Source organism: Roseovarius sp. MBR-6 (assembly GCF_040547525.1).
In the GTDB taxonomy this organism is placed as follows: Bacteria; Pseudomonadota; Alphaproteobacteria; order Rhodobacterales; family Rhodobacteraceae; genus Roseovarius.
On sequence record NZ_JBEPPW010000019.1, the window covers coordinates 32356 to 56190 of the forward strand.

Annotated in this window: 23 protein-coding genes; 20 read left to right on the top strand and 3 right to left on the bottom strand. The window is 66.1% G+C overall.

Going from position 1 to position 23835, the window contains the following annotated elements:
* The first annotated feature begins 44 nt into the window (after positions 1-44).
* The 8 genes from ABIE57_RS17430 to phoB all read left to right on the top strand — a co-directional run bounded on the left by ABIE57_RS17430 (position 45) and on the right by phoB (position 8576).
* Positions 45-1745, top strand: a complete 1701-nt coding sequence (locus ABIE57_RS17430) for an ABC transporter permease (protein ID WP_354540329.1) — start codon at positions 45-47, stop codon at positions 1743-1745.
* The gene (locus ABIE57_RS17435) at positions 1738-2379 is read left to right on the top strand and encodes an ATP-binding cassette domain-containing protein (protein WP_354540305.1); all 642 of its coding nucleotides are present in this window, start codon (positions 1738-1740) and stop codon (positions 2377-2379) included. Before ABIE57_RS17430 ends, ABIE57_RS17435 begins: the two co-directional genes overlap by 8 nt.
* 147 nt (positions 2380-2526) lie before the next feature.
* Positions 2527-3579: a substrate-binding domain-containing protein gene (locus tag ABIE57_RS17440; protein WP_354540306.1), complete on the top strand. Its 1053-nt coding sequence runs from the start codon at positions 2527-2529 to the stop codon at positions 3577-3579.
* 70 nt (positions 3580-3649) lie between these two features.
* On the top strand, positions 3650-5023 hold the full coding sequence (pstC, locus tag ABIE57_RS17445) for a phosphate ABC transporter permease subunit PstC (RefSeq protein ID WP_354540307.1): 1374 nt from the start codon (positions 3650-3652) through the stop codon (positions 5021-5023).
* Between the two features lie 11 nt (positions 5024-5034).
* Entirely contained in the window at positions 5035-6315 is a 1281-nt protein-coding gene (pstA, locus tag ABIE57_RS17450; RefSeq protein ID WP_354540308.1) for a phosphate ABC transporter permease PstA, read from the top strand.
* 23 nt (positions 6316-6338) lie between these two features.
* A complete protein-coding gene (gene pstB, locus ABIE57_RS17455) occupies positions 6339-7136 on the top strand; it encodes a phosphate ABC transporter ATP-binding protein PstB (RefSeq protein WP_354540309.1) in 798 nt (265 codons plus the stop codon).
* Between the two features lie 14 nt (positions 7137-7150).
* Positions 7151-7870: a phosphate signaling complex protein PhoU gene (gene phoU, locus ABIE57_RS17460; protein WP_354540310.1), complete on the top strand. Its 720-nt coding sequence runs from the start codon at positions 7151-7153 to the stop codon at positions 7868-7870.
* 16 nt (positions 7871-7886) lie between these two features.
* Positions 7887-8576, top strand: a complete 690-nt coding sequence (gene phoB / locus ABIE57_RS17465) for a phosphate regulon transcriptional regulator PhoB (protein ID WP_354540312.1) — start codon at positions 7887-7889, stop codon at positions 8574-8576.
* 36 nt (positions 8577-8612) lie between these two features.
* Here phoB and ABIE57_RS17470 read toward each other — a convergent pair whose 3' ends face one another.
* The 3 genes from ABIE57_RS17470 to ABIE57_RS17480 are packed head-to-tail and all read right to left on the bottom strand — an operon-like array spanning position 8613 to position 10933.
* Positions 8613-9353, bottom strand: coding sequence for an ABC transporter permease (locus ABIE57_RS17470; protein WP_354540330.1), 741 nt, complete (start codon positions 9351-9353; stop codon positions 8613-8615).
* Between the two features lie 53 nt (positions 9354-9406).
* The gene (locus tag ABIE57_RS17475) at positions 9407-10150 is read right to left on the bottom strand and encodes an ABC transporter permease (protein WP_354540313.1); all 744 of its coding nucleotides are present in this window, start codon (positions 10148-10150) and stop codon (positions 9407-9409) included.
* Positions 10151-10165: 15 nt separating this feature from the next.
* The gene (locus ABIE57_RS17480) at positions 10166-10933 is read right to left on the bottom strand and encodes a transporter substrate-binding domain-containing protein (protein WP_354540314.1); all 768 of its coding nucleotides are present in this window, start codon (positions 10931-10933) and stop codon (positions 10166-10168) included.
* A 148-nt stretch (positions 10934-11081) separates the two neighbouring features.
* Here ABIE57_RS17480 and ABIE57_RS17485 point away from each other — a divergent pair, with 148 nt between their 5' ends.
* From ABIE57_RS17485 to ABIE57_RS17540, 12 genes are all read left to right on the top strand, one after another.
* Entirely contained in the window at positions 11082-11951 is an 870-nt protein-coding gene (locus tag ABIE57_RS17485) for a dimethylarginine dimethylaminohydrolase family protein (RefSeq protein WP_354540315.1), read from the top strand.
* Positions 11948-13537 carry a 5-guanidino-2-oxopentanoate decarboxylase gene (locus ABIE57_RS17490; protein WP_354540316.1) on the top strand — a complete coding sequence of 530 codons (1590 nt, stop codon included), beginning with the start codon at positions 11948-11950 and terminating at the stop codon, positions 13535-13537. Before ABIE57_RS17485 ends, ABIE57_RS17490 begins: the two co-directional genes overlap by 4 nt.
* Positions 13538-13613: 76 nt before the next feature.
* Complete coding sequence (locus tag ABIE57_RS17495) at positions 13614-14636, top strand: LacI family DNA-binding transcriptional regulator (protein WP_354540317.1); 1023 nt, start codon at positions 13614-13616, stop codon at positions 14634-14636.
* Between the two features lie 154 nt (positions 14637-14790).
* A complete protein-coding gene (locus ABIE57_RS17500; RefSeq protein ID WP_354540318.1) occupies positions 14791-16113 on the top strand; it encodes an ABC transporter substrate-binding protein in 1323 nt (440 codons plus the stop codon).
* 64 nt (positions 16114-16177) lie between these two features.
* Positions 16178-17125, top strand: a complete 948-nt coding sequence (locus ABIE57_RS17505; protein ID WP_354540319.1) for a carbohydrate ABC transporter permease — start codon at positions 16178-16180, stop codon at positions 17123-17125.
* A complete protein-coding gene (locus ABIE57_RS17510) occupies positions 17122-18054 on the top strand; it encodes a carbohydrate ABC transporter permease (protein ID WP_354540320.1) in 933 nt (310 codons plus the stop codon). The genes ABIE57_RS17505 and ABIE57_RS17510 overlap by 4 nt, the downstream gene beginning before the upstream one ends.
* Complete coding sequence (locus tag ABIE57_RS17515; protein ID WP_354540321.1) at positions 18051-18239, top strand: hypothetical protein; 189 nt, start codon at positions 18051-18053, stop codon at positions 18237-18239. Before ABIE57_RS17510 ends, ABIE57_RS17515 begins: the two co-directional genes overlap by 4 nt.
* Before the next feature lie 2 nt (positions 18240-18241).
* Positions 18242-19339 carry an ABC transporter ATP-binding protein gene (locus ABIE57_RS17520; RefSeq protein WP_354540322.1) on the top strand — a complete coding sequence of 366 codons (1098 nt, stop codon included), beginning with the start codon at positions 18242-18244 and terminating at the stop codon, positions 19337-19339.
* Entirely contained in the window at positions 19332-20327 is a 996-nt protein-coding gene (locus ABIE57_RS17525; protein ID WP_354540323.1) for an ABC transporter ATP-binding protein, read from the top strand. The genes ABIE57_RS17520 and ABIE57_RS17525 overlap by 8 nt, the downstream gene beginning before the upstream one ends.
* Positions 20328-20337: 10 nt before the next feature.
* Positions 20338-21969, top strand: coding sequence for a dihydroxyacetone kinase subunit DhaK (locus ABIE57_RS17530; protein WP_354540324.1), 1632 nt, complete (start codon positions 20338-20340; stop codon positions 21967-21969).
* A gap of 90 nt (positions 21970-22059) precedes the next feature.
* Positions 22060-23208: an aromatic ring-hydroxylating oxygenase subunit alpha gene (locus ABIE57_RS17535; protein ID WP_354540325.1), complete on the top strand. Its 1149-nt coding sequence runs from the start codon at positions 22060-22062 to the stop codon at positions 23206-23208.
* Between the two features lie 8 nt (positions 23209-23216).
* Complete coding sequence (locus ABIE57_RS17540; protein ID WP_354540326.1) at positions 23217-23633, top strand: RidA family protein; 417 nt, start codon at positions 23217-23219, stop codon at positions 23631-23633.
* Positions 23634-23835: the final 202 nt, after the last annotated feature.

A 23835-nucleotide genomic window follows, 5' to 3' on the forward strand; every position in this document is an offset into this window, starting at 1 on the left:
TGCGTGCGGCGCTCAGCACCACATCGCCGGTGCCGCCGCGCAGCATGCGGCGGGCGCGGTTCCTGCCCTGGGCGCCGCTGCTGACGCTGGCCGTCATGCTGGGGCCGGTGCTGGCGGGGCTTCTGGGCACGCTGGCCCCGGCGTTTGGCTATATGCCCGCGCTGGGCGGCAAAGGCCTGAGCCTTGCCGCCTTTGAGGCACTGTTTGCATGGCCGGGCCTGCCGCGCGCGGTTATGCTCAGTCTCGGGGTGGGCTTTGCCGCGACGGCGCTGTCGCTTGCCATCGTTGTCCTGATCTGCGCGGGGTGGGCGGGCACGCGCACCTTTGGCATGATCGAGCGGCTTTTGTCGCCGCTTTTGTCGGTGCCGCACGCGGCGGCGGCCTTCGGGCTTGCGTTTCTGATCGCGCCTTCGGGATGGATCACGCGCGCGCTATCTCCGTGGGCGACGGGGTGGGAGCGCCCGCCAGACCTTCTGATCCTGCAAGACCCGGCGGGCCTCAGCCTCATCTTCGGGCTGGTCACCAAGGAGGTGCCGTTTCTCTTGCTGATGACGCTGGCGGCGCTGACGCAAGTGCGCCCCGGCCAGAGCCTGCGGGTGGCGCAGGCGCTGGGCTACGGGCGCGTCACCGGCTGGCTCAAGGTGATCTTTCCGCTGGTCTACCGGCAGATACGGCTACCGGTCTATGCGGTGCTGGCGTTTTCCATGTCGGTGGTGGATGTGGCGATCATCCTCGGCCCCAACACGCCGCCGTCGCTGGCGGTGCAGGTGGTGCGCTGGATGAGCGACCCCGATCTGGCGTTCCGCTTTCAGGCGGCGGCGGGGGCGGTGCTGCAACTCGCGCTGGTGCTGCTGGGTCTTGGCCTCTGGCGGCTGATGGAAGTAGCGGTTGCGCGGCTTGGGCGGCTCTGGGTCGCCTCCGGCGCGCGGGGAGGGCGACGCGGCGAACAGGCGGTGCGGCTGGGCGCGCTGGTGCTTGGAGCATTGGCGGCGCTGACGGTCATCGCCGGGCTGGCGGGACAGGTGGTCTGGTCCTTTGCAGGGTTGTGGCAGTATCCCGATTTCTGGCCTGACGCCCTAAGCTTGCGCAACTGGCAGCGCCACGGGCCGCGCCTGTCCGGGCCTGTGACCGAAACGCTGGTGATCGCCGGGGCGGCGACATTTCTGGCGCTTCTGCTGACGCTGGCGAGCCTTGAGGCAGAGCATCGCCACGGTCTGCGCCCCGCCACGCGCGCGCTCTGGCTGCTTTATCTACCGCTCATCGTGCCGCAAGTCGCGTTTCTCATGGGGTTTCAGACGCTTTCGATCCTGACTGGTGTCGATGGCGGGCGCGCGGCGGTGGTGCTGGCGCATCTGGTGTTCGTGCTGCCTTACGTGTTTCTGTCTCTGGCGGACCCGTGGCGCGCCTGGGACCGCAGGCAGGACACGATTGCGCGCGCCTTGGGTGCCGGGCCGGACCGGGTGCTCTGGGCGGTGCGGTTGCCGATGCTGCTGCGGCCGCTGCTCATTGCGGCGGCGGTGGGGTTTGCGGTGTCTGTCGGGCAATACCTGCCGACGCTGCTGGTGGGGGCGGGGCGGGTGGCGACCCTGACCACCGAGGCCGTGGCGCTGGCCTCGGGCGGCGACCGGCGGGTGATCGGGGTTTACGCGCTGGCGCAGACCGCGGCGGCCTTTGCACCCTTTGCATTGGCCGTGCTGTTGCCGCGCGTTCTTTGGCGCAACAGGAAGGGGATGCGCGATGGTTGAGGCGCGCGGATTGCGGTTCGAACAGGTGGCGATCTCTCTGGCGGGGAGGCGGCTCATCGCGCTCGATTGCACCGTGGCACCTGGTGAGGTGCTGACCGTGATGGGGCCGTCGGGTTCTGGCAAGTCCACGCTGCTGGCGGCGATCACCGGAACGCTCGAGCCGGTCTTTGACATGGCGGGGCGCATTCGCCTCGACGGGCGCGATTTGATGAGCCTGCCCACAGAGGCGCGGCAGGTTGGGATCCTGTTTCAGGATGAGTATCTGTTTCCGCATCTCTCGGTGGGGGCCAACCTCGCCTTCGGGCTGAAACCCGAGGTGCGGGCTCGCGCCGCGCGGCGCGACCGGATCGAGGCGGCTCTGGCCGAGGTGGGGCTTGCGGGCTTTGCCGGGCGCGATCCGGCCACGCTTTCGGGCGGGCAACGGGCGCGGGTGGCGTTGCAACGGATGCTCCTGTCGGAGCCGCGCGCGCTTTTGCTCGACGAGGCGTTTTCCAAGCTCGATACCGGGCTGCGCGCTCAGGTGCGGGACCTCGTGTTCGACACGGCCAGCCGTCGCGCGCTGCCGGTGCTTCAGGTCACGCATGACCATTCGGACGCAAAGGCGGCCGGGGGCGAGGTGGTGGTTCTCGGTTGAGTGCAGCGCACGGTGATCAACCCAGGCCCGTTCTGTCGCCCTGTGTTATAAATCTGTCACAAAAATGTTGCATAGGTTTCATCCAAGCCGCCTACGGCTCTCAGCAAGGCTCAAGACATGGGCCGAATCGGAAAACCAGGAGCTATCATGTCCCTTCACAAACTCAGCACGTCCGTGCTCGCCATTCTCGCGGTTTCCGCCAGCGCCGCCGCTGCGCGTGACGAGATCCGCATCGTCGGTTCCTCGACCGTGTTCCCCTATACCCAGGCTGTATCGGAGCAGTTCGCCAACAACACCGGCGCGCCGTCGCCCATCGTCGAATCGACGGGCACCGGCGGCGGCATGAAGATTTTCTGCGGCGGTATCGGCGAAGGCCACCCCGACATCACGGGTGCCTCGCGCGCGATCAAGGCCTCGGAATACGAGCTTTGCGTGCAGAACGGCGTGACCGACATCACCGAAGCGCTGATCGGCTATGACGGTCTGTCGATCGCCATTTCGCGCAGCGCCGAAGCCGATTGGGACCTGAGCCTCGAGCAGATTTTCCTTGCGCTGGCCGCCGAAGTGCCGACCGCCGATGGCTGGGTTGCCAACCCCTACAAGAAATGGTCCGACATCGACGCGAGCCTGCCCGATGTGGGCATCCTCGCCTATGGCCCGCCGCCGACATCCGGAACGCGCGACGCCTTTGTCGAACTGGCCATGCATCCCGGTTGCGAAGCGCGCCCGGCGATGAAGGCCCTCAAGGAAGCCGACGCCGACGCCTACAAGGCGGCGGTCAAGGAAAACTGCTCGCGGATGCGCCAGGACGGGCCGTTTGTCGAAGCCGGTGAGAACGACAACCTGATCGTTCAGCGCCTCAATGCCGACCCCAATGCCATGGGCATCTTTGGCTACTCGTTCCTTTACGAGAACCTCGACGCGCTCAAGGCGGTCAAGATTGCCGGCGTGGAGCCTTCGGCCGAGACCATCGGCGATTTCTCCTATCCGGTCTCGCGTCCGCTCTATTTCTACGTGAAGAACGCGCATCGCGGCGTGATCCCGAACCTTCAGGAATTCATCGAGGAATACATGTCCGATGACGCGATGGCACCGGGTGGCTACCTGAGCGAACGCGGCATGGTGGTCCTGCCGGACGATATCCGCGCCAAGACCCAGGAAGCCGTGATCGGCGGCGAGACCATGGGCCCCAAGTCCTGATCGGGACCTGAACCGATAGCCGCCCGGCCCCGCGCCGGGCGGTTTTCCTTGAATCCCGAAAGACATTGTCATGACAACCGCCGCCTTTCTCTGTCTCTTCGTGCTGGCCGTCGCGGGCTATATCTGGAACCGGCAGGCCGCATCGGCCATCCGCGCCGATGGCACCCGGCTCCACTCGCTCGAGGGCTTTCACGGGTTCTATTCGCTGCTGACCGTGCTCGTGCCTGCCCTTGTGCTCATCTTGTTGTGGCAGGTTCTTCAGGGTCCGGTGATCGACGCCCTGCTCAAGGGCGGGATTTCCGAGCGGCTCGACGGTCTTGGAACCGGCGAGGTGCAACTCATCGTGGCCGAGATCAAGTCTATCTCGCGCGGGGCCGTGTTCGGCACGCCGGAGCAATGGAAATTCGACGCGGCCGAGCGGTATGTCACGCTCAATACGCGGGCCGATACGCTGCTTCTGATCATGATCCTCGTGCTCTCGCTGACGCTTGTCGTGCTCAGCCGCCGCAAGGTCGCAGCCGAGTTTCGCGCGCGTCACGGGGTGGAAAGGATCGTCTCCGGCCTGATGATCTTCTGCTCGGTCGTGGCGATTTTCGTGACTGTCGGCATCATCGCCTCGCTGATGTTCGAAACGGGCAAATTCTTTGCCAAGGTGCCGGTGACCGAGTTCCTGTTCGGCACCAACTGGGAGCCGCAGATCCCCCTGCGCGAGGATCAGGTGGCGGCCGAAGGGGCGTTCGGCTGGTTGCCGGTGATGCTGGGCACGCTGGTGATCACGGTAATCGCACTTCTGGTGGCGGTGCCGGTCGGTCTGATGACGGCGATCTATCTCAATGAGTTCGCGCCCAAGAAGTTTCGCGCGGTGGCCAAGCCCTTTCTGGAAATCCTCGCAGGCGTGCCTACCGTGGTCTACGGTTTTTTCGCCATCCTTGTCGTGGCCCCGGCGATGCGCAACTTCGCCGCCGCCATCGGGGTGGATGTCTCGCCAAACATTGCGCTCGCAGCGGGCAGCGTGATGGGGATCATGCTCATTCCGTTCATCTCCTCCTTTGCCGATGACGCGCTCTCGGCGGTGCCGCAGAGCCTGCGCGACGGGGCGCTCGGCCTTGGGGCGACGCGGGCCGAGATGATGCTCAACGTGCTGTTTCCGGCGGCCATTCCCGGCATCGTCGGCGGCGTTCTGCTGGCGGTGAGCCGTGCCATCGGCGAGACGATGATCGTGGTCATGGCCGCGGGTCTCATCGCCAAGATGACGATCAACCCGCTCGACAGCGTGACCACCGTCACCGTTCAGATCGTGACGCTGCTGATTGGCGATACGTCCTTTGACAACCCCAAGACGCTGGCGGCATTCGCGCTCGGGATGATGCTGTTCATCGTGACGCTGATAATCAACGTGTTCGCGTTGCGCATCGTGCGCAAATACCGCGAAGCCTACGATTGAGGATAGGGCATATGACCGATATTTCCGCACAGGACGCGCCCTTCGCGGGCTCCGGCTCTGACCTCGTGAAGCGGCGCAACCGCAAGCAGGTGATGCTTCAGGGCCTTGGCCTTGCCGCCATCAGCTTTGCCGCGCTGATGCTCTTCATCCTCATCGCCTCGCTGGTCTCGACGGGCTACAAGGCCTTTACCCAGACCCATATCACCATCGAGGTCTTTGTCGATCCCGAGGAGATTTCGGTCGAGAAACTGCCGCGCGGCGGCTTCCGTGAGGTGCTTCTGGCGAGCCTCCAGAAGGAGTTTCCCGAGGTGACCGAGCGCGCCGATCTGCGCAGCCTCCAGAACATCTTTTCCAACGGGGCGCAGTTCACGTTGCGCGACATGGTGGCGGCCGATCATTCGCTTGTCGGTCAGACGGTCACGCTCACGGTGCCCGTCTCCGACCCGTTCGATCAGTTGGCCAAGGATCTTGTCAAACGCGAGACCCCGGAGGCACAACGCCGGGTCAACGACCGGGAAATCGCCTGGTTCGACGCACTCGATGCGGCGGGCAAGATCAGCCAGCCGGTCAACTGGGGCCTCATCACCAATGCCGATTCGCGGTTTCCAGAGCTTGCGGGCCTCAAGGGGGCGCTGGTGGGGTCGTTCTGGGCGCTCTTGGTGTGTTTCCTGATCTCTTTCCCGCTCGGGATAGGGGCGGCAATCTACCTCGAGGAATTCGCGCCCAAGAACAAGTGGAGCGACCTTATCGAGGTCAATATCAACAACCTCGCCGCCGTGCCTTCGGTCGTGTTCGGCCTCCTGGCACTGGCGGTGTTCATCGGCTGGTTCGGGATGCCGCGCTCGGCGCCCATCGTGGGTGGGATGACGCTGGCGCTGATGACCATGCCGACGATCATCATCGCCACGCGCGCCGCGCTGAAGGCGGTGCCGCCCTCGATCCGCGAGGCGGCGCTTGGGGTAGGGGCGTCCAAGCATCAGGTGGTGTTCGGCCATGTGCTGCCGCTCGCCATGCCCGGCATCCTGACCGGCACGATCATTGGCCTTGCACAGGCCCTGGGCGAGACCGCGCCGCTGCTGCTGATCGGGATGAATGCCTTCATCACCTCGGCGCCGACCTCACCCTTCGACAGCGCCACCGCCCTGCCCACCCAGATTTTCATCTGGGCCGACAGCCCCGAACGCGGGTTTGTCAGCCGCACATCCGCTGCTATCCTGGTGCTGCTGACCTTCCTGATCACGATGAACGCCGTCGCCATCTACCTGCGCAGCAAGTTCGAGCGCAAATGGTAACCCGGACCCGAGAGGACAGCCCGATGTATGATACGCCCACACTGGAGAGAACGGTGGACAACAGCACAGTAAAATTCTCGGCCCGCGACGTGCATGTCTTCTACGGCGAGACCGAGGCCATCAAGGGCGTGGATGTCGATATCCTCGACAACACCGTGACCGCCTTCATCGGCCCGTCGGGCTGTGGCAAATCGACCTTCCTGCGCTGTCTCAACCGCATGAACGACACGATCGACATCTGCCGCGTCACCGGCAAGATCACGCTCGACGGGGCCGACATCTATGACAAGCGCATCGACCCGGTGCAGTTGCGCGCCAAGGTGGGCATGGTGTTCCAGAAGCCGAACCCCTTCCCCAAGTCGATCTACGACAACGTGGCCTACGGCCCGCGCATCCACGGTCTGGCCCGCACCAAGGCCGATCTTGACGTGATCGTCGAGAAATCGCTGCGCCGCGCCGCGCTCTGGACCGAGGCCAAGGACCGGTTGAACGAGCCGGGCACCGGCCTCTCGGGCGGCCAGCAACAGCGTCTGTGCATTGCCCGCGCCGTGGCCACCGCGCCCGAGGTCCTGCTGATGGACGAGCCGTGCTCGGCGCTTGATCCCATCGCCACGGCACAGGTCGAGGAACTGATCGACGAATTGCGGCAGGAATTTTCGGTGGTGATCGTCACCCACTCGATGCAGCAGGCCGCGCGCGTCAGTCAGAAAACCGCGTTCTTCCATCTCGGCGATCTCGTTGAATTCGGCGAGACCGGGCAGATTTTCACCAATCCCAAGGACCCGCGCACCGAAAGCTATATCACCGGGCGCATCGGTTGAGGCGAGGACCAGACATGACCAACGAACAGCACATCGTTTCCTCCTTCGACAGGGACCTAGAGACCATCCAGGCCCAGATCATGAAGATGGGCGGCATGGTCGAGCGCGCCATCGCCGATGCCGCGCGCTCGCTCGAGACCCGCGACGAGGAACTGGCCGAAGAGGTGCGCGGCCGCGACAAGGCGATTGATGCGCTCGAGGAGCAGATCAACGAGGAGGCCGCGCGTGTGCTGGCGCTCCGGTCGCCGACGGCAAGCGATCTGCGCCTCGTGCTGACCGTGATCAAGATTTCCGCCAGCCTCGAGCGGATCGGCGACTATGCCAAGAACATCGCCAAGCGCACCTCGGTGCTGTCGGCCATGGCCCCGGTCAACGGCTCTCCGGCCGCGCTGCGGCGAATGGCGCGCGAGGTGGAGGAGATGCTCAAGGACGTGCTTGACGCCTATATCCAGCGCGACGCCGATCTGGCCCATGAGGTGATCAACCGCGATCAGGACGTGGACCAGATGTATAACGCCATCTTCCGCGAATTCCTCACCTTCATGATGGAGGACCCGCGCAACATCACGCCTTGCATGCACCTGCATTTCATCGCCAAGAACACCGAACGGATGGGCGATCTGGTCACGTCGGTGGCCGAGCAGGTGATCTATCTCGTGACGGGCCAGATGCCCGACGAGCCGCGCCCCAAGGGCGACAAGACCTCGACCGACCCCTCCATCGCGCCCGCCTGAACGAAAGACACATCCAATGCCAGCCGATCAACCCACCGTGCTTCTGGTCGAGGACGAGCCCGCGCAGCGGGAGGTTCTGGGCTACAATCTCGAGGCCGACGGCTTTCGCGTGCTGATGGCCAGCAACGGCGAGGAGGCGCTGATGATGGTGGCCGAAATGCCGCCCGATATCATCGTTCTGGATTGGATGATGCCCAATGTCTCGGGGATCGAGGTCTGCCGCCAGCTCAAGACCCGCTCCGAGACGCGCGGCATTCCGATCATCATGCTTTCGGCTCGATCCGAGGAGGTGGACCGCGTGCGCGGGCTGGAAACCGGTGCCGATGACTATGTCATCAAGCCCTATTCGCTGGTCGAACTCATGGCGCGGGTGCGCGCACAATTGCGCCGCACCCGGCCCGCCAGCGTGGGCGAGCGGCTGGAATACAAGGATATCGTGCTCGATTCCGAAACCTATCGGGTGATGCGTGCCGAGAAGCCGCTCAAGCTTGGTCCGACAGAGTTTCGTCTGCTCTCGACCTTCATGGAGAAGCCGGGGCGCGTCTGGTCGCGCGAGCAGTTGCTCGACCGGGTCTGGGGGCGCGATATCTATGTCGATACGCGCACCGTGGATGTGCATATCGGGCGGCTCAGGAAGGCCTTGTGCCAGCATGGCGGTGATGATCCGCTGCGCACGGTGCGCGGGGCGGGGTATGCACTGGGATAGCGGTGATCCCGCGCCGGTGCGCGCCGGGGACGGATGTCATCCGACCATGCCGCGATTGAAACGCTGTTCAAGCAGCTTGAAGATCAAGGCCAGAACCCCGGCAATCGCCATGTAAATGAGCGCCAGCAGCAAAAGTGGCTCGTAGATGATGAATGTATCCTGCCGCACGCGACTGGCAACGGCGTAAATGTCGATCACCGTGATCGTCGCCACCAGCGGGGTCGCCTTGAGTTGCAGAACGGTCTCGCCGCCGAGCGTGGGCAGCGCGCGCTGCAAGGCCTGCGGCAGCCAGATCCGCCGCAGGATGGCAAAGCGGCTCATGCCCATGGCGCGGGCCGCCTCGAGCTGGCCGTGCGGAACAGAGCGGAAGGCACCGCGCATCACCTCGCCCTCGTAGCCCGCGAAACTGAGCGACAGTGTCAGCAGGGCATAGGGCCATGCCTGCCGCAGATAGGGCCAGAGATCGCTCTCGCGGATCCATGGATATTGCGGAAAAAGACTGCCGAGGCCGAAATAGATCAGCCACAATTGCAACAGAAGCGGGGTGCCCCGGATCACCGTGCAGAACGCCCGTGCCGGAACCGCCAGCATCCTCGGCCCCGCCGCCTGCGCAAGCCCGAGCGGCACGGCAAGCGCAAAGCCGATGAGGCAGCTTGCCCCCAAAAGCCAGAGCGTGCGCCAGAGGCCCTGTGCCGCCAGATCGGCGTAGCGAGGGATCCAGTGCCAGCGCAGCGACAGCCCGGCCCAGACCGCAAGGCCGACCGCCAGGGCGAGCATGACAAGGCGATGCGGCACCAGCACCTCCTCGGCGATGCGCTCCCATCGGCGGCTCACCCTGCCGCCTCGCCGCGCCGGTAGCGCGTCTCGATCCAGCCGAAGATGCGCCCCGAGACGAGCGTCATCATCAGGTAAATGGCCCCCGCCGCCAGAAAGAAGGTGAAATAGGCCCGCGTCGATCCGGCGGCCTGCCGCGTCTCCAGTGTCAGTTCGGCAAAACCCACGATGGCCAGCAATGCCGTGTCCTTGGTGGCGATCAACCAAAGATTGGACAGGCCCGGCAGCGCGAGCGGCAGCATCGCCGGAAAGGTGATCCGGCGGAAGGTCTGGACCGGCCCCATCCCGAAGGCGCGCGCCGCCTCATGCTGGCCGCGCGGCACGGACTGGATCGCCCCGCGCATCACTTCGGTCGCATAGGCCCCCTGGACGATGCCCAGAACGGCAATGCCCGCCGCGACGCCGGAAATCTCCACCGGCCGTTGGCCCATGGCCCGCAGCGCCTGGTTCAGCAGGTCGGTGCCCGCGTAATACAGAAGCAGGATCAGAATGAGTTCGGGCACGGCCCGCACCACGACCGTATAGATCGCAAGAAGATCGCGTGTGACCGGCCCGCCATGCAGCTTGCCAAGCGCCCCGAAGGTGCCGATCACGAGACCAAGCGCAAAGGCCCCCGCCGCGATCTGAAGGCTGGCCAGCGCGCCGCGCAGCAGATTGGCACCCCAGCCCGGAGGCTCGAGCGCCAGAAGCCCGACCGAGACCTCAAGCCCCGGCCACAGCGCGAAAAGCCAGTCGATCACCCGCCCCGGCCAGGCTCAGTTGCCATAGATCGAGGTGGCGAAATAGCGCGCCGTGATCTCGTCATAGGTGCCGTCGGCAAGGATCGCGGCAATCCCGCGATTGAGCGCCTCGCGCAGCGCGTCATCGCCCTTGCGCACGCCTGCCCCCACGCCCGAGCCGAGGATGCCCTCGTCATGGGCGACCGCGCCCTTGACTTCGCAGCACGCGCCGGCGTCGGTCTTGAGGAAATCATCCATCGCCAGACTGTCGGCCTGCGTGGCGTCGATCCGGCCCGCGGCGAGGTCCTGATTGGCCTCGTCTTGGGTCTGATAGGTGCGCAGCTCGGTCGCCGCCTCGAAATAGGCCTGGGCATAGGTCTGGTGGATGGTCGAGACCTGCACGCCCAGAACCTTGCCCGCCAGACCTTCGGGCGTGGCGTCCATCTCCATGCCGCGCTGTCCGACGATCACGGTCGGCGTGTTGTAATAAGGGTCCGAGAAATCAATCGTCTGAAGCCGGTCCGCGGTGATCGACATCGACGCCATGATGGCGTCGATCCGCTCGGAGAGGAGCGCCGGGATGATCCCGTCCCAAGCGGTCGGGGTCAGGGCGCAGTCAAGCTCGGCGGCGGTGCAGACCGCGTCGATGATCTCGACCTCCCAGCCGATCCAGTTGCCCCCGGCATCGGGCGCGGCGAAGGGCGGATAGGGTTCGGCGGCAATGCCGATCCGCACCTGATCCGCCTGCGCGATACCGGCAAGGGCGATCAGGGCCGTCGTGGTCATCAGGGCCAGTCGTTTCATGTCTCTCTCCTCTGTTGGATGGGCGGGCGCTCGGTGCGCCTCTTGGTCCGAAGGCCGCGCGCAAAGGGGCGCGCAACCGGTTTGTCGTTGTATCTGGCCAAAGCCCCGGCAATCATGCAAGCGATTAGTTCTGCGCGAAAGGCTGCCCATGGCTTACGGATCCGAAGACCGCTCGAAACCGCTCGCCCGCGTGATCATGCGCGCGCCGGGGCCCGCGATGGCGGGATGCGACCCCCAGGACTGGCATTATGGCCCCGGCTTCGATCCGGCGCGCGCGGCGGTGCAACACGCGGAGCTGGCCCGGATCGTGGCCGACAGCGGGGCCGAGATCCACTGGATACCGTCGCCGGATGACGGGCTGTCGGATGCGGTCTTTGTGCAGGATCCGTCCTTCGTCACCCGCCACGGGGCCGTTCTTCTGAACATGGGCAAGGCGTTGCGCCGGGCCGAGCCGGGGCTTCACGCCGCCTGCTACGAAGAGCTTGGCGTGCCGGTGATCGGGCGTCTGACCGGCGAGGCCACGGTGGAGGCGGGTGATTGCTTCTGGCTCGATCCGCAGACGCTGGCCGTCGGGCGCGGGGCGCGCACCAATCAGGCGGGGATCGCGGCGCTGAGCAATATTCTGCGCCCCCACGGCATCAGCGTGCAGGCCTATGACCTGCCTTACTGGACCGGTCCTGCGGCCTGTCTGCACCTGATGTCGCTGGTCTCGCCGCTGGGGCCGGATATCGCGCTGATCCATGCGCCGCTCTTGCCTCATGCGCTCTGGGTTGAGATGACCGCGCGCGGCTGGACCCTTCTCAACGCCCCCGAGGACGAATTTTTCGCCTCGAACGGGCTCAGCCTCAACGTGCTGGCGCTCGGGCCGCGCGATCTGGTGATGATCGACGGCTTTCCCCGGACCCGGGCCCTGATGGAGACGGCGGGCTGCCGGGTGCAGGTGTTCGAGGGGGACGCGCTCTGCATTGCCTGCGAGGGCGGCCCGACCTGCCTGACCCGCCCGGTCTTGCGCGCATGAGAACTGTGGCCGAAAGGCTGGTGGCGTGGCTCAGGGCGCTGGAGGTCGAAGTGATTTTCGGCATTCCGGGCGTCCACACGATCGAGCTTTATCGTGCGCTCGCGGGCGCAGGCATCCGCCATGTCACCCCGCGCACCGAGGCGGGGGCAGGCTTCATGGCCGATGGGTATGCGCGCGTGTCGGGCCGGTTCGGCGTGGCGCTGGTCATCACCGGTCCCGGCCTCACCAATATCCTCACGCCGATGGCGCAGGCGCGGGCGGATTCGGTGCCGATGCTGGTGATCTCTGGCGTGAACAGGCGCGACACTTTGGGCAAGGGGTTCGGCTATCTGCATGAACTGCCCGATCAACTGGCCCTCACCGCGACGCTCGGTCCGGCGCTGCATCTTGACCGGGCCGAGGATCTGCCCTCGCTCCTCGACCGTGCCGCCACGGCGCTGACCACCGGGCGCGGCGGTCCCGTGCATCTTCAGATCCCGCTCGACCTGATGACGGCGGCCGCGCCGGAGGCGACTGTGGGGCAACCGCGCACAAGCGAGGCGCATGGCGACATCAAAGCCGCGAACCGGCTGCTGGAGGCCGGGCAGGCCCCGGTGCTCCTGGCCGGTGGCGGATGCAGGCGCGCGGAGGCGGCCTTGCGCGCGCTGGCCGAGCGGCTTGGCGCGCCGGTGATCCTGACGACCAATGCGCGCGGGCTTCTGCACGGGCATCCGCTCGTGGTGCCGGCCTCGCCCAGTCTTGCGCCGGTGCGCGACCTGATCCGGAATGCCGACCCATTGCTGGTGCTTGGCAGCGAATTGGGACCGACCGATTGCGACATGTATGGCGACGGTGGGTTTGCGGTGCCTGCGGCGACGATCCGCGTGGAGATCGACGCCGAACAACTGGCCCGCCACCCCGTCGCGGTGGCCCTTCCTGACGATGTGGCCACTGTCCTGCCGCACCTCACCCGAAGTGCCCCCGCCGCCCATGGCCCGGCCCGCGCGGACGAAACCCGTCGGGCCGCCCGCGCCGCCCATGGCCCGGCCCGCGCGGACGAAACCCGTCGGGCCGCCCGCGCCGCCCTGCCTGCGGGATACGCGGACGAGGTGGACCTTCTGGAGCGCCTGCGCGACAGCCTGCCCGGTGCGATCATGGTGGGCGATTCCACGCAGGTGGTCTATGCGGGCAACCTCTATTACGACCATGACCGCGCCGGCGGCTGGTTCAATGCCGCCACCGGCTATGGTGCGCTCGGCTATGCCACGGGGGCGGCAGTGGGGGCAGCACTGGCCGAGCCGGGGGCGCACGTGCTCTGCCTGATCGGGGATGGCGGGCTGATGTTCGCGCTGGGCGAGGTGCTGACCGCCGCCGAAGAGGGGCTGAACATCACCTTCATCGTCTTCAACAACCGTGGTTTCGGCGAGATCGCAAGCGCGATGCGCGACGCCGGGGCCGAGGTGATCGGCTGTGCCCCGCGCCCGCCCGAACTTGCGGCCTTCGCCAATGCCTGCGGCCTGCCGTTCGAGCGCGCCACGCCCGCCACGCTCCGGGTCTCGGGCGACGGCCCCAGATTGATCGAGGTGGTGTTGCCGTCCGTGGCGTGACAGTGCCGCGCGGCACCCGGGCTCTGTTGACGCTTGTCACGCGCGCAACGTATCCTCGTCCCCAAAGGAGAGGCCCGTGAACCGCCCCACCGTCCATGACATCGCAAAAGAGGCGGGGGTCAGCCTTGCCACAGTGGACAGGGTGCTGAATGCGCGCCCCGGCGTGCGCGACAAGACCATTGCCAAGGTTCAGGACGCGGTGGTACGGCTTGGCTATGTGCGCGACACCTATGCCGCCAATCTTGCGCGCAAGCGGCTCTATCGGTTCGTTTTTATCCTGCCCGAGGGGCCGAACCAGTTCGCGGCAAGCCTCTGCGCCGCGCTTGACGAGGCCCATGCCGCGCAGATCTCGGACCGCACTGCCATCGAGATCGTGCGCGTGCCGCTGCTCGATCCGCACGCCATCGTGCGCCGCCTGAGACAGCTTGCCGCCGAGACGCTGGACGGCGTCGCGCTCATGGTGCCGGAGACGCCGCAGGTGCGCGACGCAGTGGCGCGATTGAAGGCGGCGGGGGTCGCGGTGGTGGCGCTGGTCTCTGATTTGCCCAATTCGCGGCGCGATCATTTCATCGGCACCAACAGCGTGGCCGCAGGGCGCACGGCAGGGCTTTTGATGGGGCGTTTCGTGCGCCGTCCGGGCGAGGTTCTGGTGGTGTCCAACTCCATGCGCGCGCGCGACAGTCTTGAGCGGCGGCTGGGGTTCGACGCGGTGATGGCGACGGAGTTCGCGGGGATGCGGGTGCTGCCGTCGGTGGAATCCTTCGACGATCCGGCCCGGATGCGCGCGGTCGTGACCGAGGTTCTGGCGCGGCGCGATGTCGTGGGCGTCTATTCGATGGGGTCGGGCAATACCGCGCTTCTGGATGCGCTGCGCGAGAGCGGGCGCACCGGCAATCTGGTCAGCATCGCCCATGAGTTGACCCCCACAACCGAATCCGCGCTGCGCGAGGGGGCGCTGGCGGCGGTGATCGCGCAGAACGTGGGCCATCTGGCGCGCAGCGCGCTGCGGGTGCTGCGCGCGCTTTGCGACGGGTTGTCGATCTACGAGGCACAAGAGCGCGTGCGGATCGAGATAATCTTGCGTGAAAACATCGGCTAAGACGGTCCGGCGCGCAGCGGAGGCGCGGCGCGCGGATTATTTTGTTGATTTGAGGCACGTTCCTCATATACCAATCTTGCGACACCCCGAGTCTCATGCGGCGGTGTGCTGCGCCGGTGACAGGGCGCATTTCCGACACGGGAGGAGGAACCCCATGAAGAAAACCGCTCTTCTGGCTGGCGCAGCTTTTGCCGCCGCGACCGGCCTTGCTGCGGGCGAGGCGCGCGCGGCCAATCTTACGCTCTGCTGGGCCGCCTGGGACCCGGCCAACGCGCTGGTGGAACTCAGCAAGGATTTCGAGGCGCAATCCGGCCACACGATGAATTTCGAATTCGTGCCCTGGCCCAATTTCGCCGACCGGATGCTCAACGAGCTCAATTCGCGCGGTCAGCTTTGCGATCTGATGATCGGCGACAGCCAGTGGATCGGGCTCGGGGCCGAGGCAGGCCATTACGTCAAGATGAACGACTTTTTCGACGCCAACGGCATCGACATGGCCGATTTCATCCCCGCCACCGTGACGGGCTATGCCGAATGGCCCAAGGGCACGCCGAACTACTGGGCGCTGCCCGCCTATGCCGACGTGGTCGGCTGGACCTATCGCCGCGACTGGTTCGAGCGGCCCGAATTGCAGGCCGAATACAAGGAAAAATACGGCCGTGAGTTGCGCGTGCCCGAGACGCTGGCCGAATTGAAGGACATCGCCGAGTTTTTCCAGGGCCGCGAGATCGACGGCACCACGGTCTACGGTGCCGCGATCTATACCGAGCGTGGCTCGGAGGGGATCACCATGGGCGTGACCAACGCGCTCTACAATTACGGCTTTCTCTACGAGAACCCGGAAAAGCCCTATGACATGCCCGGTTTCGTCAACTCGTCCGGTGCCGTCGAGGGGCTGGAATTCTACAAGGCGCTTTACGATTGCTGCACGCCGCCGGGCTCGTCCGACTGGTATATGTCCGAGACGATCGACGCCTTCAAATCCGGGCAGGCCGCGCTCCAGATGAATTTCGCCTTCATCTGGCCGGGCGTGAATGCCGATCCCAATGTGGGCGGTGATCGGTCGGGCTATTTCCCCAACCCCGCGGGGCCTGCAGGACAGTTCGCGCAACTGGGCGGTCAGGGGATTTCGGTGGTGTCCTATTCCCAGAACCAGGAGGCCGCGCTTGAGTATATCAAGTGGTTCGCGCAACCCGAGGTGCAACAGCGCTGGTGGGACATGGGCGGCGCGCCCGCGCTGCAAGCGGTGGTCGACGCCCCCGGCTTCGCCGAGAGCCAGCCCTACGCGCAGGCGTTCCTTGATTCCATGGCCATCGTCAAGGATTTCTGGGCAGAGCCGACCTATGCCGAATTGCTGCTGGCGATGCAGAACCGCGTCCACCGCTACGTGATTGCGGGCGAGGGCACGGCGCAGGAGGCGCTTGATGCGCTGCTCAAAGACTGGACCGAAGTGTTCGAGGATGACGGCAAGCTCTGAGCCACCACCGGGCCGCCGCCCCTGACGGCGGCCCCTTTCCCACGCCATGAAAGGACGAGGTCTCATGTCCGGGACAGCGATGGATCGTGCCGCCCGCGCCACGCCGCCGGGGATCGCGCACAAGGTGCGCGGCCTCTCGGACCGGGCGATTGCCTGGGTGTTTGTTGCGCCGACGATCTTTCTGCTGCTGGCCATCAACATCTTTCCGCTGATCTGGACGATCCGGTTGAGTTTCACCAATTTCCGCGCCAACCGGCCCAATGCCGAGGTGGAATGGGTGGGCTTGCGCAATTACCAGCGCATCCTGAGCGACCCGGAAATCTGGCAGACCATGCAGGCCACCGCGCATTTCCTGTTCTGGACGCTGTTTTTCCAAGTGCTGATCGGGTTCGCGCTGGCCTGGCTGATCAACGCGAAGTTTCGCGGTTCGAATTTCTGGACCACGGTGATCGTGCTGCCGATGATGCTCAGCCCCGCCGTGGTGGGCAATTTCTGGACCTTCCTCTACCAGCCGCAGATTGGCCTGTTCAATTACGTCGTGGCCTTCTTTACCGGGGCTGATCCCACGAGTTTCACCATGATCGGCGAGGTGGCATTGGCACCCTGGGCCATCGTGATCGTGGATACATGGATGTGGACGCCCTTTGTCATGCTGATCTGTCTGGCCGGCCTGCGCTCGATCCCCGAATCGATCTACGAGGCCGCCGAATGTGACCGCGCCAGCAAATGGCGGCAGTTCTGGACAATCACCGTGCCGATGGTGCTGCCCTTTCTGATGCTGGCGGTGCTGTTTCGCGGCATCGAGAATTTCAAGATGTTCGATCTGGTGGTGCAACTGACCGGTGGCGGGCCGGGCAACACCACCACGCTCACCTCGATCGACCTCAAGCGCGAGGCGTTCGAGAAATGGCGCACGGGCTACGCCTCGGCCTATGCGGTGATCCTGTTCGTCACGGTGTTCGGCCTTGCCTCGATCTACGTCAAGGCGCTCAACAAGGTAAAGGAACGATGAGCGCCGCCTCGGTCACCGGGCCCTCGACCCGGCTCAAGTGGATCGCCGGTGTGCTGGTGGTGGTCTATGCGCTGATCACGCTGATGCCGCTTTTGTGGATCATGGCGACGGGGTTCAAGACCTCGTCGGATGCCATCGCCTATCCGCCCAAGGTTCTGTTCGAGCCGTCGCTGGAGGGCTATGTCAACCTCTTCACCACGCAGACGCGGCAGGTGGCGGGCGAGGTGTCCGCGCCCGGGACTTGGTATGAGCGGATAGTGCATGACAAGGGCATGGTGATCACCGGCCCGTCGCGCTATGGCGAGCGGTTCCTCAATTCGGTGATCATCGGCTTCGGCTCCACCTTCCTGTCGGTCTTTCTGGGCACGCTGGCGGCCTATGCGTTTTCGCGGTTCCGGGTGCCGCTCAAGGATGATCTGATGTTCTTCATCCTAAGCACGCGGATGATGCCGCCCATTGCCGTGGCGATCCCGATTTTCCTGATGTTCCGCGCGCTTGGCCTCAGCGACACCCATGCGGGCATGATCCTGCTCTATACAGCGGTGAACCTGTCGCTGGCGGTCTGGCTGCTCAAGGGCTTCATCGACGAGATCCCGCGCGAGTATGAGGAGGCGGCGCTGATCGACGGTTACACGCGGTTTCAGGCGTTTCGCAAGGTGGTGCTGCCGCAGGCCGCCACCGGCATCGCCTCGACCGCGATCTTCTGTCTGATATTTGCGTGGAACGAATATGCGTTCGCCGTGCTGCTGACCTCCGGCACGGCGCAGACAGCCCCGCCCTTCATCCCCACGATCATCGGCGTCGGCGGGCGCGACTGGCCCGCCGTGGCGGCGGGGGCGACGATCTTCCTCTTGCCGGTGATGGTGTTCACGATCCTTCTGCGCAAGCACCTGCTGCGCGGGATCACCTTTGGCGCGGTGCGGAAATGAGGCGGTTTCTCCACGGCCTGATCCGCCTGCGCCGGGGACCGTGGGAGATGGTCGCCTCGATCCTCATCGCGCTTGGCGTGGTCATGCTGATGCAGCCTTTCGCGCTCTGGGCCTATTCGTGGTCCTTCCTTGTCACCCTGACCGGCACGGTGATGTTCCTCATCACCAGCCATTTCCCGGAGTAGGCATGGCCGAGATCGTCATTCGCAACCTGCGCAAGGAGTATGGCAGTTTCACCGCCGTGCAATCCTCGTCCTTCAAGATCGAGGATGGCGAGTTCTTCATGCTGCTGGGGCCGTCGGGCTGTGGCAAGACCACCACGCTGCGGATGATCGCGGGGCTGGAGATCCCGACATCTGGCGAAGTCTGGATCGACGGCGAGGAGGTGGGGCGCAAACCGGCAAGCCAGCGCGATATTGCCTTCGTGTTCCAGATGTTTGCCCTCTATCCGCATATGAACGTGCGCCGCAATATCGCCTATCCGCTGGTCAGCGAGGGGCGGCCGCGCGCGGAGGTGAAGCGGCGCGTGGCCGAGGTGGCGCGCATCCTCGGGATCGAGGAGATGCTGGACCGGCCCGTGGGCGGGCTGTCGGGCGGGGACCGGCAGAGGGTCGCCTTGGGCCGCGCGATCGTGCGCAACCCAAAGTGTTTCCTCATGGATGAGCCGCTTGGCGCGCTCGACGCCGAATTCCGCGAGCATATGGCCGAGGAGTTGCGCGCGCTGCATGACCGGATGGGCGCGACCACGGTCTATGTCACCCATGACCAGCTTGAGGCGATGCAGATGGGCGACAAGATCGTGGTGATGAATCACGGCGTTGTCGAACAGTTCGGCACGCCGCAGGACATCTATGACAAGCCCGCCACCATGTTCGTCGCCGATTTCATCGGCGCGCCGCCGATGAATTTCCTGCGCTTTCATGGCGCGGTGGAGGCGGGGGCGACCGAGGTTCATCTGCATCACCATGCCCTGCCGGTGCCCGCCCTGCGCGTGCCCTTCGACGGGGATATGGTTTACGGGGTGCGCCCGGAGCATGTTCACCTGTCGGACGGGGCCGGCTATCGCGCCGAGGTGCTGGCCGCCGAATATCTTGGCACCACGCAGATCGTGACGCTGGCCACCGCCAATGGCGAGATCAAGGCGCGCATTCCCTCGGATCAGCGCGCCCGTCCCGGCGAGAGCGTGGGGCTGACCTTTGACGGCGCGACCGTCACGCTCTTTGATCGCCAGAGCGGGCGCGCACTCCGCTCGGACCTCAACGAGGGGGTGCTCTCGCATGGCTGAGGTGGTGCTGCGCGGCGTGAGCAAACGCTATGGCGCGACGGTGGCGCTCGACGAGGTCACGATGACGGTGGCCGATGGTGCCTTCGTGGTGCTGCTGGGGCCGACCGGCGCTGGCAAGACGACCACGCTGCGCCTCATCGCCGGGCTGGAGGCCCCCGATGCGGGCGATATCGCCATCGACGGGCGTTCGGTCCTGCGCGATACGCCCGCCGAGCGGGACGTGGCGATGGTGTTCCAGCAATATTCGCTCTACCCGCATCTGAGCGTGCGCGACAATCTGGCCTTTCCGCTGCGCTCTCCGGCGCTGCGCACGCCCGAGGCCGAGATCGCGCGCAAGGTGGCCGAGGTGGCCGAGGTGCTGCACATCTCCCACAAGCTCGACAACAAGGCGACCGCGCTTTCGGGGGGCGAGATGCAGCGCGTCTCGATCGGCCGTGCGCTGGTGCGCACGCCCCGGCTTTACCTGATGGATGAGCCGCTGAGTTCGCTCGACGCCAAGCTGCGCGCCGATCTGCGGGTGGAGTTGACGCGCATCCACGCGAGCCTTGGGCGCACGCTGCTTTACGTGACCCATGACCAGATCGAGGCGATGACCATGGCCACCGAAATTGGCGTGCTCGATCAGGGCCGCCTTGTGCAATTCGGCACCCCGCGCGAGATTTACGAAAGCCCGGTCAGCCTGTATGTGGCCGCGCGTCTGGGACAGCCGCGCATCAATGCGCTTCCGGCTGGCATATTCGGTGGCGCACCGAGCGGCGCGAAAACCGTCGGTCTGCGCCCCGAACATATCCGGCTGGGCGAGGGGCGCGCGGCGGAGGTGGTGCGCGTGGAGCGCCTCGGCGACCAGACCCGGCTTCATCTGCGCCTGGACGGGCACGACATCGTCACGCTGACCGATCCGCACGCCGCCTATCAGGCGGGCGACCGCCTTGCCCTTACCCCGCGCAACGCGCTCTATTTCGACGCCGCCGGCAACCGCATGTCCTGAGGAGGTCCCCATGCCGCAATTCATCAACACACGCGAAACCCTTGTCACCGAGGCCATCGACGGGATGCTGCGCACTGCGGGCGGGCGGCTGGCGCGGCTCGACGGCTATCCGCATATCAAGGTGGTGATGCGCACCGACTGGGACCGCTCGCGCGTGGCGCTCATCTCGGGCGGCGGCTCGGGGCATGAGCCAAGCCACGCCGGCTTCGTGGGGCAGGGGATGCTGACGGCGGCGGTCTGCGGCGAGGTCTTTGCCAGCCCGTCGGTCGATGCGGTGCTGGCGGCGATCCTTGCGGTGACCGGCAAGGCGGGGTGCCTGTTGATCGTCAAGAACTACACCGGCGACCGGCTCAATTTCGGGCTGGCGGCGGAACGGGCGCGCGCGCAGGGGCTGCGGGTCAGCATGGTGATCGTCGATGACGATATCGCGCTCCCGGACCTGCCGCAGCCGCGCGGCGTGGCGGGCACGCTTTTCGTGCACAAGATCGCGGGCGCGCTGGCCGAACAGGGGGCCGATCTCGATGCGGTGACGCAAGCAGCGGAACGGGTGATCAGGGGTGTCGTCTCCATCGGCATGTCGCTTGATACCTGCACCATTCCCGGCAGTGCCAAGGAGGCGCGGATCAGGCCCGGCAAGGCAGAGCTGGGCCTTGGCATTCATGGCGAGGCGGGGATCGAACAGGTCGATTTCTCGACCGCGCGCGCGGCAATGGAGATGGTTGTGGACCGGCTCGCCCCGCGCATCGCTCCGGGGCCGCATGTGGCGCTGCTGAACAATCTGGGCGGGGCGACGCCCCTGGAAATGGGTGTGCTGGCCGAGGAATTGCTTGGCTCGAAGATCGGGGCGCAAATTCGCTGGCTGGTGGGGCCTGCGCCGATGATGACCTCGCTCGACATGCAGGGGTTTTCCGTCTCGCTTCTGCCTGCGGGGCGGGCGGAGGAGGCGGCGCTGACCGCGCCGGTCGCCCCCTGGGCCTGGCCCGGATGCCTGCCCGTGGCGGGTGTCGAGGTGGTGGCCCTGCCCGACGGCCTCACGCCGATCCGGCCGATCCCCTCGCCGGATGCCGCGATGCGCGCCCTCATCGAGCGGTGCTGCGCCATCCTGATCGAGGCGGAGGGACCGCTCAACGCGCTTGATGCCAAGTCGGGCGACGGCGATACGGGCAGCACGTTGGCCACGGCGGCGCGTGCCCTCGGCGGCGCGCTCGACCGGCTGCCGCTGGCGGACCAGACGCAGCTTTACCGCGCCATCGGGCTGGAGCTGAGCCAGACCATGGGCGGCTCCTCGGGGGTGCTTCTGGCGATCTTCTTTGCCGCCGCAGGCGATGCCTCGGCCAGCGGGCAGGACATGATCGGCGCGCTCAAGGCGGGGCTTGACCGCATCCGTCAGGTGGGCGGCGCGCAAGAGGGCGACCGCACCATGATCGACGCGCTTGCCCCCGCGCTCGACGCGCTGGAGGGCGGGTTGGCCGCGGCGGCGGCGGCGGCGCGGCAGGGCGCCGATGCGACGGCAGGTATCACGCGCGCGCGCGCGGGACGTGCAAGCTATCTCTCCGCCGAGAGCCTGGCCGGACACAACGACCCCGGTGCCGAGGCGGTGGCGCTTCTCTTCGAGCGGTTGAGCGCGAAAGACGCGGCTTAGTCGCGGCCTATGCCGCCCTGAGGCGTTCCATGCTTTACAGGCGGGCGCGCGCGGTTGATCATCGGCGCGACGAAGAGGGGCGGACGCGGCATGGCCAGGGATTTGGGGGACGACATCTTGCAGGGGCTGCGCGCGGCGGCGGGCGTGCCGTTCGAGGAGGCGCGCGCGATGCCGCCCGAGGTCTATGTCAGCCCCGATTTCACGGCGCTGGAACTGGCGCATGTCTTTGCCCGCGACTGGTATTGCGTGGGGCGCGTCGACGGGCTGGCGCAGCCCGGCGATTACCTGACCTGCGATCTGGCCGGTCAACCGGTTCTGGTGCTGCGCGACCGCGACGGGAGCTTGCGGGCGATGTCGAACGTGTGCCTGCACCGCATGTCCACGCTGCTGCACGGTTCGGGCAACACGCGCGCGATCACCTGCCCCTATCACGGCTGGACCTACAATCTTGACGGCAGCCTGCGCGGTGCGCCCGCGATGGGGCAGAATGCGGGCTTCTGCAAAGAGGACTACCGCTTGCCGCGCGTGCGCTGCGAGACATGGCTGGGCTGGGTCTTTGTCACGCTCGATCCCGACACGCCGCCCGTGGCCGAACGTCTGGCCGATCTTGCGGCGATGATCGCAGACTATGACATGACGCGCTACAGCCAGAGTTTTGCCGAAGAGCATGTCTGGGACACCAACTGGAAGGTGCTGGCCGAGAACTTCATGGAGAGCTATCACCTGCCGGTCTGTCACGCGGGCACGATCGGCGGGCTGAGCAGGCTGGAGGAAATGGTCTGCCCGCCAGGACACGCGGCGTTCAACCACCACACGATCCTCAAGGATGAGAGCCTGCGCATCGCCTGCGCGCACCCGTCGAACACGCGGCTTGAGGGCGATGCGCGGCGCACCACATGGCTTCTGGCGATTTACCCGTCTCTGATGATCACGCTGACGCCGGGCTATTTCTGGTATCTGTCGCTGCTGCCACGGGGGCCCGGGCAGGTCCATATCCGCTTTGGCGGCGGCATGTCGGATGATTTCGCGGGCGACGAAGATGCGGCGGCGAATTTCGCGCAGCTCAAGACCCTGCTCGACGCCGTCAACGTTGAGGATCGCGGCTGCACCGAGCGGGTTTATCGCGGGCTTTGCGCGCCCCTGGCGCGGCCCGGGCACCTGTCGCATCTGGAGCGGCCCAATTACGATTTCGCCCGCTACCTGCTGGGCCGGATCGAGGCAGGACAAGGCAAGGCATGAGGCACGACATGGCGCATACCCGCATCCGCAAATTCAACACACGCGACACCTATCCCGAGCAGAACCTCGACAACGATCTCTGTCAGGCGGTGGTGACGCGGGGCGGGCGGACGGTCTGGCTGCGCGGACAATGCCCGCAGAACCTTGACGACGCGAAAAACATCGAGAGCCACGACCCGGTGGAGCAGACCCACAAGGTGATGCAGAACATCCGCCAGTTGATCGAGGAGGCGGGCGGCGGGATGGAACACCTTGTCAAGGTGGTGGTCTATATCACCGATGTGCGCCACCGCGAGGCGGTCTATCGCACCATGGGCGACTATATCCGGGGCGTGCATCCGGTCTCGACCGGGCTTGTCGTCAGTGCGCTGGCGCGGCCCGACTGGCTGGTGGAGATCGACGCCACCGCCGTCATCCCCGATTGAGCCGTTGCAGGCGGGGGGGGGGGGCCCCCCCCCCCCCCCCCCCGGGGCCGGGGGGGGGGGGGGGGGGGGGGGGGCGGGGGGGGGGGGGGGGGCCCCCCCCCCCCCCCCTTGACCCTGCGTGTGGGGGCTGGCCTCCACGCCCACTTCGAGAGGAGCGCGCCGATGCGTATCGACTACCCCGCCACCACCCGCGCGATCCTGT